Annotated in this window: 14 protein-coding genes; 7 read left to right on the top strand and 7 right to left on the bottom strand. The window is 73.1% G+C overall.

From position 1 onward, the window contains the following. Positions 1-40 precede the first annotated feature (40 nt). The 3 genes from DEJ47_RS31920 to DEJ47_RS31910 are packed head-to-tail and all read right to left on the bottom strand — an operon-like array spanning position 41 to position 3113. Positions 41-571: a copper chaperone PCu(A)C gene (locus tag DEJ47_RS31920; RefSeq protein WP_150174117.1), complete on the bottom strand. Its 531-nt coding sequence runs from the start codon at positions 569-571 to the stop codon at positions 41-43. Next, entirely contained in the window at positions 568-2883 is a 2316-nt protein-coding gene (locus DEJ47_RS31915) for a heavy metal translocating P-type ATPase (RefSeq protein ID WP_150174115.1), read from the bottom strand. Before DEJ47_RS31915 ends, DEJ47_RS31920 begins: the two co-directional genes overlap by 4 nt. Further along, the gene (locus DEJ47_RS31910) at positions 2883-3113 is read right to left on the bottom strand and encodes a hypothetical protein (RefSeq protein WP_150174113.1); all 231 of its coding nucleotides are present in this window, start codon (positions 3111-3113) and stop codon (positions 2883-2885) included. Before DEJ47_RS31910 ends, DEJ47_RS31915 begins: the two co-directional genes overlap by 1 nt. 179 nt (positions 3114-3292) lie before the next feature. On the opposite strand from DEJ47_RS31910, the gene DEJ47_RS31905 reads away from it, so the two are divergent. After that, a complete protein-coding gene (locus DEJ47_RS31905) occupies positions 3293-4057 on the top strand; it encodes an NAD(P)H-dependent oxidoreductase (RefSeq protein WP_150174111.1) in 765 nt (254 codons plus the stop codon). Here DEJ47_RS31905 and DEJ47_RS31900 read toward each other — a convergent pair. Beyond that, positions 3988-4461, bottom strand: coding sequence for a transcriptional repressor (locus DEJ47_RS31900; protein ID WP_317850849.1), 474 nt, complete (start codon positions 4459-4461; stop codon positions 3988-3990). The genes DEJ47_RS31905 and DEJ47_RS31900 overlap by 70 nt on opposite strands. Beyond that, positions 4458-5450, bottom strand: coding sequence for a kinase (locus tag DEJ47_RS31895; protein WP_150176004.1), 993 nt, complete (start codon positions 5448-5450; stop codon positions 4458-4460). Before DEJ47_RS31895 ends, DEJ47_RS31900 begins: the two co-directional genes overlap by 4 nt. A 187-nt stretch (positions 5451-5637) precedes the next feature. Here DEJ47_RS31895 and DEJ47_RS31890 point away from each other — a divergent pair, with 187 nt between their 5' ends. The 6 genes from DEJ47_RS31890 (at position 5638) to DEJ47_RS31865 (ending at position 11707) form a co-directional block, all read left to right on the top strand. Continuing rightward, positions 5638-6633 carry a pyridoxal-phosphate dependent enzyme gene (locus tag DEJ47_RS31890; RefSeq protein ID WP_150174109.1) on the top strand — a complete coding sequence of 332 codons (996 nt, stop codon included), beginning with the start codon at positions 5638-5640 and terminating at the stop codon, positions 6631-6633. A 29-nt stretch (positions 6634-6662) separates the two neighbouring features. Continuing rightward, a complete protein-coding gene (locus tag DEJ47_RS31885; protein WP_150174107.1) occupies positions 6663-7502 on the top strand; it encodes a Rossmann-like domain-containing protein in 840 nt (279 codons plus the stop codon). Beyond that, entirely contained in the window at positions 7499-8770 is a 1272-nt protein-coding gene (locus tag DEJ47_RS31880) for an MFS transporter (RefSeq protein WP_223828567.1), read from the top strand. Before DEJ47_RS31885 ends, DEJ47_RS31880 begins: the two co-directional genes overlap by 4 nt. 80 nt (positions 8771-8850) lie before the next feature. Continuing rightward, positions 8851-9876 carry a FecCD family ABC transporter permease gene (locus DEJ47_RS31875; protein WP_150176002.1) on the top strand — a complete coding sequence of 342 codons (1026 nt, stop codon included), beginning with the start codon at positions 8851-8853 and terminating at the stop codon, positions 9874-9876. Position 9877: 1 nt separating this feature from the next. Continuing rightward, positions 9878-10651, top strand: a complete 774-nt coding sequence (locus DEJ47_RS31870) for an ABC transporter ATP-binding protein (protein ID WP_150174105.1) — start codon at positions 9878-9880, stop codon at positions 10649-10651. Positions 10652-10696: 45 nt separating this feature from the next. Then, positions 10697-11707 carry an ABC transporter substrate-binding protein gene (locus tag DEJ47_RS31865; RefSeq protein ID WP_150174104.1) on the top strand — a complete coding sequence of 337 codons (1011 nt, stop codon included), beginning with the start codon at positions 10697-10699 and terminating at the stop codon, positions 11705-11707. A gap of 16 nt (positions 11708-11723) precedes the next feature. Here the strand turns inward: DEJ47_RS31865 and DEJ47_RS31860 are convergent, their stop codons facing one another. Beyond that, the gene (locus DEJ47_RS31860) at positions 11724-12575 is read right to left on the bottom strand and encodes an SMP-30/gluconolactonase/LRE family protein (RefSeq protein WP_150174102.1); all 852 of its coding nucleotides are present in this window, start codon (positions 12573-12575) and stop codon (positions 11724-11726) included. Beyond that, on the bottom strand, positions 12572-13342 hold the full coding sequence (locus DEJ47_RS31855) for an IclR family transcriptional regulator (protein WP_150174100.1): 771 nt from the start codon (positions 13340-13342) through the stop codon (positions 12572-12574). The genes DEJ47_RS31860 and DEJ47_RS31855 overlap by 4 nt, the downstream gene beginning before the upstream one ends. Positions 13343-13487: the final 145 nt, after the last annotated feature.

Raw genomic sequence — 13487 nt, 5'->3', positions numbered from 1 at the left:
AGAGGCAAGGGGGATCTGGGGAAGTGGGGGCGTCCGCCGCTCAGCGGGGCCGTTCCTCGCTTCCGTGGGACGGGCGGATCACGACCGCTTCGGCTCGGACGGTTCCGCCCTCGCGGAAGGTGAGGACGAAAGGGATCCGTTCGCCGAGGCTCAGCGGCTCGCGGAGGCGCACCATGACGTCCAGGCCGTACGGCGACATGGTGAGGCCGTCGCCGGCCGGGACGGCGGCGGAGTCCACCATGCGCATGCCGGCGGCGCCGCGCCCCGTGGGCGTGTACCGGCTGAGCATCACGTCGTCGAGTGCGGGCGACGTCACGGCGGTCAACCGGTCGTCGGAGCCGCCGGAGTTGGTGATCCGGAAGAACGCGGCGCTCTCGCGCGTGTCGCCGTACGGCAGGAAGACCGTCCCGTCGGCGACCTCGACGCGCGCCGGGCTGCCCGCGGCTCCGGAGCCGGTCCACACGGTGAGCAGCCCCAGCGCGACGGCGCACGCGGCGACGGGTTCGAGGGCGCCGCCGAGCCCCTCGCGGACGCGGCGTCGGGTGGGCCGCCAGGAGTGTGTGTCGCTCATCGGTCGCCTCCACGGTTCTGACGGCGGTCGCGGTCGCGGTGCGGGCGCGGGGCCGGGCCACGGGCCGGGCGCCAGGTGCGCAGGCGCAGGCTGTTGCCGACCACGAGGAGGGAGCTCGCCGACATCGCGGCGGCGGCGACCATCGGGTTCAGCAGGCCCACCGCTGCGAGCGGCACCGTGACGGCGTTGTAGCCGAAGGCCCACAGGAGGTTGACGCGGATGGTCCGCAGGGTGCGGCGGGCCAGGCGCACCGCGTCCGCGACGGCTTCGATGTCGCCGCGGACGAGCGTCACGTCGGCGGCCCCGATCGCGACGTCGGTGCCGCCGCCCATGGCGATGCCGAGGTCGGCGCCCGCGAGCGCCGCGGCGTCGTTCACGCCGTCGCCGATGACCGCGACGCGGTGTCCGCCTGCCCGCAACTCCTGCACGAGGGACGCCTTTCCCTCGGGTGTGCAGCGGGCGTGCACCTCGTCGATGCCGAGGTTCCCGGCGACGGCGCGGGCGGTGGCCTCGCGGTCGCCGGTGGCGAGGACGGGGCGCACACCGAGGCGCCGCAGCCGGTCCACGGCGCGGTAACTGCCGGGCCGCACCAGGTCCCCGACGGCGACGAGCGCCTCGGGCCTGCCGTCCACCAGGACCAGGACCGGGGTGTGCGCGGCACGCTCGGCTTCGGCCAGCGCACGCGCGAGCGGGCCCTCCAGCCCGTCTCCGGGGGAACGGACTTCGACGACGTGCCCGTCGACCTCGCCCCGGACGCCGCGCCCCGCCTCGGCGGCGAACTCGCGGACCGCGGGCAGTGGTTCGTGGGGCGCGGACTTCGTCGCGTACGCGGTGATCGCGCGGCCCAGCGGGTGTTCCGAGCCCTGCTCGACGGCTCCGGCGAGCCGCAGCGCCGCCTCCCCGCCGATGCCGTCGGGTGCCGCCGTGAACGCGGTGACGCTCATGTGTCCGGAGGTCAGGGTGCCGGTCTTGTCGAGGACGACGGTGTCGACGTGCTTCAGCGCTTCGAGGGCCTGCGGCCCGGTGACCAGGACCCCCAGCTGGGCGCCCCGGCCGGTCGCGGCCATCAGGGCGGTGGGGGTGGCGAGGCCCAGGGCGCACGGGCAGGCGACGACGAGTACGGCCACGCAGGCGGTGACGGCGGCCTGCGGGTCGGCTCCGGCGCCGAGCCAGAAGCCGAGCACCGTGGCGGCGAGCGAGAGCACGACCGGCACGAACACGCCCGCCACCTCGTCAGCGAGCCGCTGCGCGTTCGCCTTGCCCGCCTGGGCGTCCGTCACCGTGCGGGTGATGCGGGCGAGTCGGGTGTCCGCGCCGACGGCCGTGGCGCGGACGAGGAGCAGCCCGCCCGCGTTGACGGCACCACCGGTCAGACCGGTCCCCGGCCCGACCTCGACGGGTTCGCTCTCCCCGGTGACCAGCGACAGGTCGACGGCGGAGTTGCCCTCGACGACGACGCCGTCGGTCGCGACCCGCTCACCGGGCCGCACGACGAAGATCTGGCCCACGCGCAGTCGCGCGACGGGGATGACTTTCTCGGCCCCTGAGTCCTCTCGTACGGCGACGTCCTTGACCGCAAGTCCCGCGAGCGACCGCAGCGCCTGCCCGGTGCCGTGCCGGGCCCGCGCCTCCAGGAACCGCCCGGTGAGGACGAACAGGGGAACACCGACGGCCGCCTCCAGATAGACGTGCGCGACACCGTCACCGGCGGACGGCAGCAGCGTGAACGGCATCGTCATGCCGGGCTCGCCCGCGCCGCCGAGGAAGAGCGCGTACGCCGACCAGCCGAAGGACGCCGCGACGCCCAGCGAGACCAACGTGTCCATCGTCGCCGCCGCGTGCCGGAGACCGCGCAGCGCGCGCAGGTGGAAGGGCCACGCGCCCCAGGTGGCGACCGGCGCGGCGAGGGCGAAGCACAGCCACTGCCAGTTGCGGAACTGGAGGGCGGGGACCATGGACAGGACGAGCACGGGGAGCGCGAGCAGCGCGGTGACCAGGAGCTGTTGGCGTTGCCCGGCTCCCCACGCGAGCTGTTCTCCTTGCCGCCCCTGTCCCCCCTTTCCCCGCTCCTGCCGTGGGGGCTCCGGCAGCTGTGCCGTGTACCCGGCCTGCTCGACGGTGGTGACGAGGTCGGCCGGGGTGACGGACGGCGGGTGGCTCACGCGGGCGCGGCCGGTCGCGAGGTTGACCGTCGCGGTCACCCCGTCGAGCCTGCCGAGCCGCTTCTCGACCCGCTTCACGCAGGCCGCGCAGGTCATGCCGCCGACGGTCAGGTCGGTGGTCACCACGGTGTCCGCCGCTTCGACGCCCATCAGTGGCCTCCGCCGTGCATGCCACCCATGCCACCGCCGCCGCCGCTGTCGTTGTCGCCGTCGGGCCGGGTGTCGGACCCGGAGCCGGGCCGCGCGTCGTGCATGCCGGGTGCGACCGGGCCCGCCGCCCTGCCCACGGCGTACGACGCGGTGAAGATCAGCACCAACAGCAACAGAAAGCCGCAGAGTGCGGGCGGCGGCACCCATCTCCGCCGTCTGTCCTCAACCATCACCGCTCCCGGATCGTGCGACGGCGCGGACCGGGCGGCCCGCACCGCTCCAGGAGTCGGATACGGCGGGGCCCGAGTTCCCGGGCAGCCGCCCTTCGTCCACATCTTGGCCAGATCCTTGCGGGCCATGACCATCTGGCCACTCGTTGCGGTCCTGAGCGGCGGCACAGGATCGGGGCATGAAGATTCTCTGGGTATTCGCACATCCCGACCGGCGCTCGCTGGGCGGCTCGCTGATGACGGAGGGGCTGCGCACGCTGGAGTCGCTCGGGCACGAGCACCGCACGTCGGATCTGTACGGCATGGACTGGAAGGCCGTGGTGGACGCCGACGACTTCGGGGACGCGCCGCGCGACCGTCGGCTCTTCGTGGGTCCCGAGCAGGAACGCGCCTACAGGGGCCGGACGTTGAGCGAGGACGTGCGCCGTGAGCAGGAGAAGATCGCCTGGGCGGACACGCTCGTCTTCCAGTTCCCGCTCTGGTGGTTCGGTCCGCCCGCGATCCTCAAGGGCTGGTTCGACCGGGTGCTCGTGCAGGGCTTCGGCTTCGGCATCAAGGGGCCCGACGGGCGGACCCTGCGGTACGGCGACGGGGGCCTCGCGGGCAAGCGCGCCCTCGTCGTCACGTCGGTCGGCGCCCGCGCGTCCGGCTTCGGGCCGCGCGGGATCCACGGCCAGCTGGACCAGGTGCTCTTCCCTCTGCTGCACGGCACGTTCTGGTACACGGGGATGGCCGCGCTGCCGCCGTTCGTCGTGTACGGGGCCGACCGGCTCACCGACGCCGGATACGCCGACAGCGCGGCGCGGCTGCGCGAGCGGCTGCGCGCCCTCCCCCGCACGGAGCCGCTGCCCTTCCACGAGGAGAACGGCGGGGCCTACGACGGTGACCTCGTGCTGCGCCCCGAGCTCGCGCCGGGCATGTCCGGTCTCGGCGTGCACAGTTGAGCGGAGCGGCAGGGCCCGCAGACCCCGCTGAGTTCGAGGGTGTGCTCCAGCTCGGCGAAGCCCGTCGTCTCCGCGAGCCGGTCCGCCCACACCTCGACGGCCCCGGCGTCCACCGCGCGGCTCCGGCCGCAGTCGCGGCAGATGAGGTAGTGGCGGTGCTCGTCGGTGGGCCGCCGCAGGTAGAGCCGTTCGCCGGTCTCGTCGCGCACGACGTCGACGAGACCGCCCCGGTGCAGTTCGCGCAGCGCGCGGTAGACGGTGGTGAGACCGACCGCCCGGCCGGACCCGGCGAGCAGGGCGTGCAGTTCCTGCGCGGAGACGAACTCGCTGCAGCCGCCGAGGATTTCGAGCACGGCGGCCCGCTGCCGGGTTCTGCGCATTCCCTCCGCCCCGCTCGCGGTCACGGGACCCGCTCCAGAGCGGACGGCACGGGAAGGGCGGGGCGCGTCGGCACCGTGCCGAAGCTCAGCGTCCGGTAGACCGAGACCCCGCCCGCTCCGCCCGCCAGCTCCTCGCACGCCTGCGCCGCCGCCGTCACGCGACGCGTGTACGCGGGGTCCGTGGCGTCGAGCAGGATCCCCGACGTCGTACCGCTGTGCCCGACCGCCACGCCGAGGCCGCCGACCTCGCGGCAGATGTCCAGCATCGGCTCCAGCGACGCCTTGTGGCGCAGTGTCTGGTTCATCAGGGCGCTGCGCGTGGCGACGCGCCCCACCTCCGGCAGGTCGTGGGCGCGCACGGCGACGGTGAGCCGTTCGAGCAGTCCGGCGTAGGCGTGCCGGTCGGCGGTCGTGAACGGTTTGGGGATGCGGTTGAAGTCCACCGTGTCCACCGACCCGCCCTCGTCGATGCCGACGACCGCCATGGCGGGCAGCGAACCGAGGACGGCGCGGAGCCTGACGCTGCGGTGGTGGTAGGCGACGATCGCGGGGTACAGGACGCCGTCGGTGGGTTCGATGCGGGCCAGGAGGCGCTCGATCCCGGCAGGCGGCATGGGCACTCGGAGGGCCCGGCCGACCGCGCGCGCCGTGGCGACGAGGTCGGCGGAGGAGCTGGCGAGACCCTTGCCCTCCGGGATGACGCTGCTGAGGGTGAGCACGCCGCCGGGACGGCACCCGGCCGCTGTCGCCGGTGCCAAGTCGGCGATCATGCGCGCGAGTTGCAGCGCCTTCGTCTTGTGCGCGGGCCGGACCTCGATCTCCCCCGACGCGGACCCCCGCCGGAACGTGGCCATCGTCCAGCGGGCGACGGGCAGCGTCACGAGGAAGTCCCCGCCCTCCTCGGGCAGCGCTCCCTGGAGCAGCTCGCCGAAGGTGCCGAAGGCGGTGCCGACCCCGGTCGCGGGTGCGCCCCGGCGGGGCGGGCGGGACCGGGTCGCGGCCTCCTGGAACAGCTTCACGCGTCTCCTCTCGACATGGCGGCGCGCACGGCACGGCGCTCCGCGCGGACCAGTGTGCCGAACTTACCCGCTCTTGACAATCATTTTCATCTAGTGTGATGCTCTCGGCGTTCCCGGGGCCTCCCCGCCCCGGAGCCTGCCTGCCCTCTCCGCCCTACGTCCCTACGGGGGGATCTCCGTCATGCACGCACACATCGCCGAAGCGGTGAAGAAACCCGACCTCATATCCCTCGCACCGGATCTGGCCTGCCTCCGCTTCGAGACCATGAAGATCTACTCGGCCCTCGGCGCCGTACGGCACCTGCTCGACTCGGGCACCGTCCGCCCCGGCGACACCCTCGTCGACAGCTCCAGCGGCATCTACGCGCAGGCCCTCGCGCTCGCCTGCCACCGGTACGGCATGAAGTGCCACATCGTCGGCTCCACCACCGTCGACCGGTCGACGCGCGTGCAGCTGGAGATACTCGGCGCCACGCTGGAGCAGGTCGCGCCCTCCCGGAACCTGCGCCTGGACCAGGAGTTGAGGGTGCGGCGCATCGCCGAGATCCTGGCGGACAACCCCTCGTACCACTGGATGCGGCAGTACCACGACGACATCCACTACCTCGGCTACCAGGACGTCGCCGCCGAGCTGGACAAGGACCTCCCCGCCGGACCGCTCGCGCTGGTCGGCGGGGTGGGCTCGGGCGCCTCCACCGGAGCCCTCGCCACGTACCTGCGCGAGGCCGGTCGTGACGTGTCGCTCGTCGGCGTGCAGCCCTTCGGCAGCGTCACCTTCGGCTCCGAGCACGTCGCGGACCCCGACATGATCATCGCGGGGATCGGCAGCGCCATCGAGTTCCGCAACGTCCGGCACGAGCTGTACGACCGCGTGCACTGGGTGAACTTCGACAGCGCCGTGTCGGGCGCCGTCTCCCTGCTGCGCACCAGCGGCATCTTCGCCGGGCTCTCGGCCGGTGCCGCCTACCTCACCGCCCTGTGGGAACGGCGCAGGGACGACACGCGCACGTACGTCTTCATCGCGGCCGACACCGGCCACCGCTACGTGGAAAGCGCCTACGCCCACCACGAACAGGCCCTGGACATCGACACGTTGAAGCCGCACGAGATCACCTCGCTCGACGAGCTCAAGCACCCCTGGTCCACGACTGCCTGGCCCGCCGCCACCCCCTCCTGAACCACCACCGAACCCTCCAGGGACCACACATGCCGCACACCCCACCCCAGACCGTCGCCGAGCTCACCGACGCCGTCCTCGCGGGCGCCCACGGCCCCGACCCGGCCGACCTGACCGTCACCAGCGCGTTCTGGCTCTACAACACGACGCGGCTCGCCGGCGGCGACGTCACGTACCACAACCACTACCTGCTGCTCCGCGTCGGCGACTCCTTCGGCGCCTGCTCCTTCGAAGCGGGCGAACTCTCCCCGGGCTTCTGCGAGAACGCCTCGGGCCATTCCCTCGACAAGCTCCTGCGCGACGAGGCCGCGCCCGTGCGGACCGCCGCGCTCGACGCCTACCTCGCCCGGGTGCGCCCGCACCGCGACGCCGACGACGCCGAGCGCGTCATGCTCCCCACCGGCACGCCCGAGGAGCGCGCCGAGGCCCGCGACGCCGCCATCGCCGGACTCCTCGACATCGGGCCCGGCGCGCGCGTCGCCCTCATCGGCGTGGTCAACCCGCTCGTCGCGGCGATACGCGAGCGGGGCGGCGTCTGCCTGCCCTGCGACCTGAACCTGCGCACCACGGCCTGGGGCGACCCCGTCTCCGACGACATGACCGAGGTGCTCGCGCGGGCCGACGCCGTGGTCGCCACCGGCATGACCCTCAGCAACGGCACGTTCGACCTGATTCTGCGGCACTGCGTCGAACACGGCGTGCCGCTCATCGTGTACGCGCAGAGCGGCAGCGCCGTCGCCCGCGCCTTCCTGGGCGCCGGCGTCACCGCCCTGAACGCCGAACCGTTCACGTTCTCCCAGTTCAGCGCGGACGCCACCCCCATGTACCGCTACCGCGCCGCCCTCGCCCCGGACGGAGCGGCCGCGTGAGCGTCGACGCCACCAGGAATCACGTGGAAGACGGCGGCAGAGACGGTGACGAGGACGTGCTGCCGGGCGACCTGCGCATGGCGCGCACGCTCTGGCCCGTCCTGCTCGCCTCGGCCGTCGGCCTGCTGCCCTTCACCGTCTTCAGCACATACCTCGTGCCCATCGCCGACGAGGCGGGCAGCAGCGTCGCGGCGATGGGCGGCCTGCGCGGACTCGGCGGGCTCGCCGCCCTGCTGGTCGGCACCGCGCTCGCCCCGGTCATCGACCGCGTGCCCAAGGAGTGGGCGGCCGCGGGCGCGCTCGTCGCCCTCGGCGCGTCGGCCGCGCTCGGCGCGAGCGGGGACTTCCTCCTGCTCGCCGCGTTCTGCCTGCTCGTCGGCGCGAGTACGGCCGTCCTGAACCCGGCGCTCACCGCCGCGGCCGCCGACCGCTTCGGCACCGGCAAGGCGGCCGGGCGCGCCGCGACCCTCGTCACGGCCACCACGTCCATGACCGCCATGCTCGCCGCGCCGGTCATCGCGCTGCCCGCCCTGTTCTGGGGCTGGCAGGGCGACCTGCTCGGGGTGACCGTGGTGTCGCTGCTGCTCGCCGCTGTCTTCGTGGCGCGCAGGCGGCGCGCGGACCCGGACGGCGAGGCCGTCGCGCACGGCCCGCGCCTGGGTTACCTCGCCTCGTTCAAGGCGCTGGCCGCCGTGCGCGGCGCGGTGCCGGTGCTCCTGATCGGGTTCCTGCGCACCGCGGTGTTCATGGGCTACCTGTCGTACCTCGCGGCCTTCTACGAGGAGCGGTTCGACCTCGACGCCGGGCTCTTCGCGTTCGTGTGGACGCTGAGCGGTGCGTCGTTCTTCGTCAGCAACCTGCTCACCGGCCGCCTCACCAACTCCGCCGAGCCGCGCTTCGGCACGGAGCGCATGCTCGCCGCCGGACTCGTCGCCGCGCTCGTCTCGGTCGTGGGCTTCTACTTCACGCACTGGCTGCCGCTCGCCCTCGCGATGACCGCGCTGCACGCGGCGAGCCACGCCGTCGTCGCCGCATGCGTCGTCAGCCTGATCGTGCGGCGCTGCGGGACGACGCTGCGCGGCTCGGCGCTGAGCCTCAACGCGGCGGGCCAGAGCCTCGGCGTGTTCGCCGGCGCGGCGCTCGGCGGCGCGGGCCTCGGCCTCGCGGGCTACCCCGGCACCGCCGTGGTGTTCGGCGCGCTGGTCGTGGCGGCGCTGGGGGCGGCGGTACCAGTGCTGCGCGGCGCCCCGAAGGCGGGTGACGTGTGAGCACCCTCGCCGAGGCGCCTCCCGGCAACGGCTCCGCCGAGCCGCGGACCTCGCTCCGCGACCGGCTCGCCTCTCCGCGGATGCTGGTGCTGACCTGCGTCGCGCTCTTCCTCGTCCTGCTGGCCTCGGTCGTCGTGGCCATCGGCCTGGGTGCCGCCGCGGTGTCGCCCGCCGACACGGCCCGCCTCCTGTGGGCGGCCCTCACCGGTGGCAGCGTCGACGCCGACGAGACGACGACGTACCAGATCATCTGGCAGATCCGTACACCCCGCGTGCTGCTCGCCGCCCTGGTGGGCGCCGGGCTGAGCGCGGTCGGCGTGGCCATCCAGGCGATGGTGCGCAACGCGCTCGCCGACCCCTTCGTGCTCGGGGTCTCCTCGGGCGCGTCGGTCGGCGCGGTCGGCGTCACGGTCACCGGAGGGCTGGCCGCGCTCGGTGTGTACGCCGTGTCCGCGGGCGCGTTCGTCGGCGCGCTCGTCGCCTCGTTCCTCGTGTACGCCGCCTCCTCCGGCAAAGGCGCGCTGTCACCGCTGCGGCTCGTCCTGACGGGCGTGGCGATGTCCCTCGGGTTCCAGGCCGTGATGAGCGTGATCATCTACTTCGCGCCGGACAGCGAGGCGACGTCGATGGTCCTGTACTGGACGATGGGCGGCTTCGGCGCCGCGAACTGGGGCGCGCTGCCCGTCGTCGCCGGGGCCGTCCTCCTCGGCCTCGCCGTGCTGTACCGGTACAGCAGGGCGCTCGACGTCCTGGCGCTCGGCGACGAGACGGCGTCCAGCCTGGGCGTGAGCCCCGACCGGCACCGCACGTCGCTGCTCGTCGTGGTCTCCCTGATCACCGGCGTGATGGTGGCCGTCAGCGGCGCGATCAGCTTCGTCGGGCTCGTCATGCCGCACCTGGTGCGGATGGTGGTCGGCGCGACCCACGCCCGCGTGCTCGCCGTCGCCCCGCTGGCCGGGGCGGTGTTCATGGTGTGGGTGGATCTGCTGTCGCGGACCGTGGTCGCTCCGCGCGAGCTGCCGCTCGGTGTCATCACGGCGCTCGTCGGGGTGCCGGTGTTCATCGGCCTGATGCGCCGCAAGGGCTATACGTTCGGGGGTCGTTGAGATGGATCTGCGGATCGACGGGCTCTCCGTGGCCATCGACGGCAAGAGCCTCGTGCACGACCTCTCCCTCGATGTGGGGTCGGGTGAAGTCGTCGGCCTGGTCGGGCCGAACGGCAGCGGGAAGTCGACGGCGCTGCGCTGCGTGTACCGGGCGCTGCGCCCGACCTCGGGCGCCGTCCTGGTCGGCGGCGACGACCTGTCCCGCCTCACGATGCGGCGCGGCGCGCAGCTCGTCGCCGCCATGACGCAGGACGGCGCCGTCGACCTGGACTTCACGGTCGAGGAGGTCGTCGCGCTCGGCCGCGCCCCGCACCAGCGCGGCAACCAGGCGCTCACCGCCCGCGAACGGAAGCTGTGCGCCGGGGCGATGGAGCGGCTCGACGTCGCCCACCTCGCCAAGCGCGGCGTCCTCACCCTGTCGGGCGGTGAGCGCCAGCGCGTGCTGTTGGCCCGCGCCCTCGTCCAGGAGCCGCACGTCCTCGTCCTGGACGAGCCGACCAACCACCTCGACGTACGCCATCAGATCGAGGTCCTGTCGCATCTGCGCGGCGCCGGGCCCACGGTCCTCGTGGTGCTGCACGACCTCAACCTCGCGGCGGCCGCCTGCGACCGGATCGGGGTGCTCTCCCAGGGGCGCCTCGTGACGTCGGGGAGCCCGGCGGACGTGCTCACCGAATCGCTGATGGCCGACGTGTTCGGGGTGAAGGCCACGGTCGTCCCGCATCCGCTGACGGGCGATCCCCAACTCCTTTACGCGCTCCACCCCTCCCTCTGAACAGCGTCCCCTCGGAATGCTCACCCTGAAAGGCATCGCCCCCTCATGCGTCACACCAGATCCCTCGCCCTGGCCTCCGCGCTCACGGCCGCACTGGCCCTGAGCGGCTGCGGCGCCGACCTCGATCCGGCCGACGACGGCGCCAAGGGCGCCGACAAGAAGACCGTCGTCGAGCGCTGCGGCGAGCCCGTCCCCTACAAGGTCCCCCGGCGTGCGGTCGTGTACGAGGGCGGGAGCGCCGACAAATTGTTCAGCCTCGGTCTGACCGAGCACGTCCACGGCTACGTGATGCCGCCCGCCAACCCACCGGTCAGCGAGTCCCCCTGGGCGTCGGAGTACGCCAAGGTGAAGATGCTCAGCGACGATCTGCTCAACAAGGAGCTCGTCGTCGAGGCGGAGTCCGACTTCGTGGTCGCGGGCTGGAACTCCGGCTTCAGCGACCAGCGCGGCATCACCCCGAAGATCCTCGACAAGCTCGGCATCCAGAGCTTCATGCACACGGAGAGCTGCTTCAACTATCCCGGCCACCCGCAGAAGGTCACCCCGTTCAAGGCGCTCTACAGCGACCTGGAGCGGCTCGGGAAGATCTTCCGGGTCGAGGAGAAGGCGGACAGGGTCGTCGGCGACCTGAAGAAGCGCGTGGCGGCCGTGGAGGCGAGGGCCCCCGAGGCGAAGGACGGCAAGCGGGTCCCCGTGTTCCTCTACGACTCCGGCACCGACCAGCCCTTCACGGCCGGCAGCCAGGTCCCGCCGAACGACATCATCAGGAGCGCGGGCGGCAGGAACATCTTCGACGGCCTCGACGAGCGCTGGACGCAGGTCACCTGGGAGGCCGTGACCAAGGCCGAGCCCGAGGTCGTCATCATCTTCGACTACGGCGACCAGCCCGCCAAGAAGAAGATCGAGTTCCTGAAGAAGTCCCCGCACACGAAGGAGCTGCCCGCCGTCAAGAAGAACAATTTCTTCGTCCTCGACTACAACGAGGGCATCAGCGGGCCGCGCAACATCGACGGTCTGGAGAAGTTCGGCAAGTACCTCAGGGGACTTGAGGGCTGAGCCCCGGGAGCCGTGCTCAGCCCGCGAACGGGGTGCCCGGCAGACCCCGGCCCGCATCCGGCACGACGAGCACCGAACCCGAGAGGGGGTGCGGGCGGTCGAGGCCGGTGCGGGCCGTCGTGATGTACAGGTCGCGCAGGTCCGTGCCGCCGAAGGCGCAGGCCGTGGGGCGGCGCACGGGGAGGTCGACGGTGCGGTCCAGGCGGCCGTCGGGGGTGTAGCGGCGGACCGCGGCGCCGTCCCAGAGCGCCACCCAGACGCATCCCTCGGCGTCGACGGTGAGCCCGTCGGGGAAGCCCGCCCGCTCCTCCACGTGCGCGAACGGCCTGCGTTTCAGGCCCTGTCGCCCGTCGAAGTCCAGTACGTCGATGCGTCGCGTCGGGCTGTCCACGTAGTACATGAGCCGACCGTCGGGGCTCCAGCCCGTGCCGTTGCTGACGGCGACGTCGGCGGCCGACTCGGTGACGGTGCCGTCGGGAGCGACGCGCAGGAGGCTGCCGCCGCCGGGCGCCTCGTCGTAGCGCATCGTGCCCGCCCAGAGCGCGCCGTCGGGCGCGACGGCCGCGTCGTTCCCGCGCCGGCCCGGCACGGGGTCGCGGACCAGCCAGGTGAAGGGTGCGCCGCCGGGACCGTAGAGGCCGATGCCGTCACGGAGGTTGACGACGAGGCCGCCGCCCGCGCGGGGCTTGGCGGTGCCGACGTGCTGTTCGGTGGCCATGACCGTGCGCCGGCCGTCCCCGGGGGCGTACGTGTGGACGCGGGAGCCGAGGATGTCGACCCAGATGAGACGGTCGGCCGCCGCGTCCCAGGTGGGGCCCTCGCCGAGCGACGCCTCCGCGCGCACGGCGACGTCGAAGACGCGGTTCACCGCGTGCCCCGGTGGCCGAGCCTGGCCGACAGGTCGTCGGCGCCCTTGGCTGCCAGGCCGGCCAGTTCGCGCTCGCGCTCCTCGGACCAGCGGATCATCGGCACGGAGATGGAGAGGGCCGCGACGACCTGTCCCGCGCTGTCGCGCACCGGCGCCGCCACGCAGCTGACGTCCGGGTTGGACTCCCGGTGCTCGACCGCGACGCCCCGTTCGCGGACGTCGGCGAGGGCGGCGAGCAGGGCGTCCGGGTCGGTGATGCTGTCGGGGGTCATGGCGGTGAACTCCCGGCCGCGGACGCGGGTTTCGAGTTCGTCCTGCGGGAGGGAGGCGAGCAGCATCTTGCCGACCGAGGTGCAGTGCGCGGGGAGCCTGCGGCCCGTCGCGGAGACCATGCGCACGGCGTGCGTGGAGTCGACCTTGGCGATGTAGATGACGTCCGTGTCCTCCAGGATGGCGACGTGGACGGTCTCGTCGCAGGTCTCGGCGACCTGCTGCGCCACCTGCCTGCCCTCGGCGGCGAGGTCGAGCTGTTCGGCGTACCGGCTGCCGAGCTGGTAGGTGCGCACACCGAGGCGGTAGCGTCCCGGCTGGTCCGGGATCGGGACGAGGTACGAGCGGGCCGCCAGGGTGGTCAGGAGCTCGTGCACGGTGGTGCGCGGCAGTTGCAGCCTGCGGGTGACCTCGGGCGCCGAGAACGTGCCGTCGCCCTCCAGGAACAGTTCGAGTATGTCCAGCGACCTGGTCACCGCGGGCACCAGTCGTCCCATGAGTTCGGCCCTCCCACCCTGCGCGTCCGAAACTTCGGTCGCTGATCGGTATGACGAACACAGGTTAGGCACGGCGCAGTTCGCGGCGCAATGGGCGTCCGCGGGCCCGCTTCCGGTTGTGCGCGACCCATTGACACCTTCAGGC

It is taken from the genome of Streptomyces venezuelae, assembly GCF_008642355.1.
GTDB lineage: Bacteria > Actinomycetota > Actinomycetes > Streptomycetales > Streptomycetaceae > Streptomyces > Streptomyces venezuelae_B.
The sequence above is the reverse complement of the archived record's forward strand: the minus strand, read 5'-3'. Positions and strand labels throughout refer to the sequence as shown.

Bases quoted from the DNA above. Each gene is read 5' to 3' on its own strand.
- DEJ47_RS31875 (WP_150176002.1), top strand. From the start codon at position 8,851: ATGCTGGTGCTGACCTGCGTCGCGCTCTTCCTCGTCCTGCTGGCCTCG.
- DEJ47_RS31865 (WP_150174104.1), top strand. From the start codon at position 10,697: ATGCGTCACACCAGATCCCTCGCCCTGGCCTCCGCGCTCACGGCCGCA.
- DEJ47_RS31870 (WP_150174105.1), top strand. From the start codon at position 9,878: ATGGATCTGCGGATCGACGGGCTCTCCGTGGCCATCGACGGCAAGAGC.
- DEJ47_RS31920 (WP_150174117.1), bottom strand. From the start codon at position 571: ATGAGCGACACACACTCCTGGCGGCCCACCCGACGCCGCGTCCGCGAG.
- DEJ47_RS31905 (WP_150174111.1), top strand. From the start codon at position 3,293: ATGAAGATTCTCTGGGTATTCGCACATCCCGACCGGCGCTCGCTGGGC.
- DEJ47_RS31890 (WP_150174109.1), top strand. From the start codon at position 5,638: ATGCACGCACACATCGCCGAAGCGGTGAAGAAACCCGACCTCATATCC.
- DEJ47_RS31885 (WP_150174107.1), top strand. From the start codon at position 6,663: ATGCCGCACACCCCACCCCAGACCGTCGCCGAGCTCACCGACGCCGTC.
- DEJ47_RS31855 (WP_150174100.1), bottom strand. From the start codon at position 13,342: ATGGGACGACTGGTGCCCGCGGTGACCAGGTCGCTGGACATACTCGAA.
- DEJ47_RS31910 (WP_150174113.1), bottom strand. From the start codon at position 3,113: ATGGTTGAGGACAGACGGCGGAGATGGGTGCCGCCGCCCGCACTCTGC.
- DEJ47_RS31915 (WP_150174115.1), bottom strand. From the start codon at position 2,883: ATGGGCGTCGAAGCGGCGGACACCGTGGTGACCACCGACCTGACCGTC.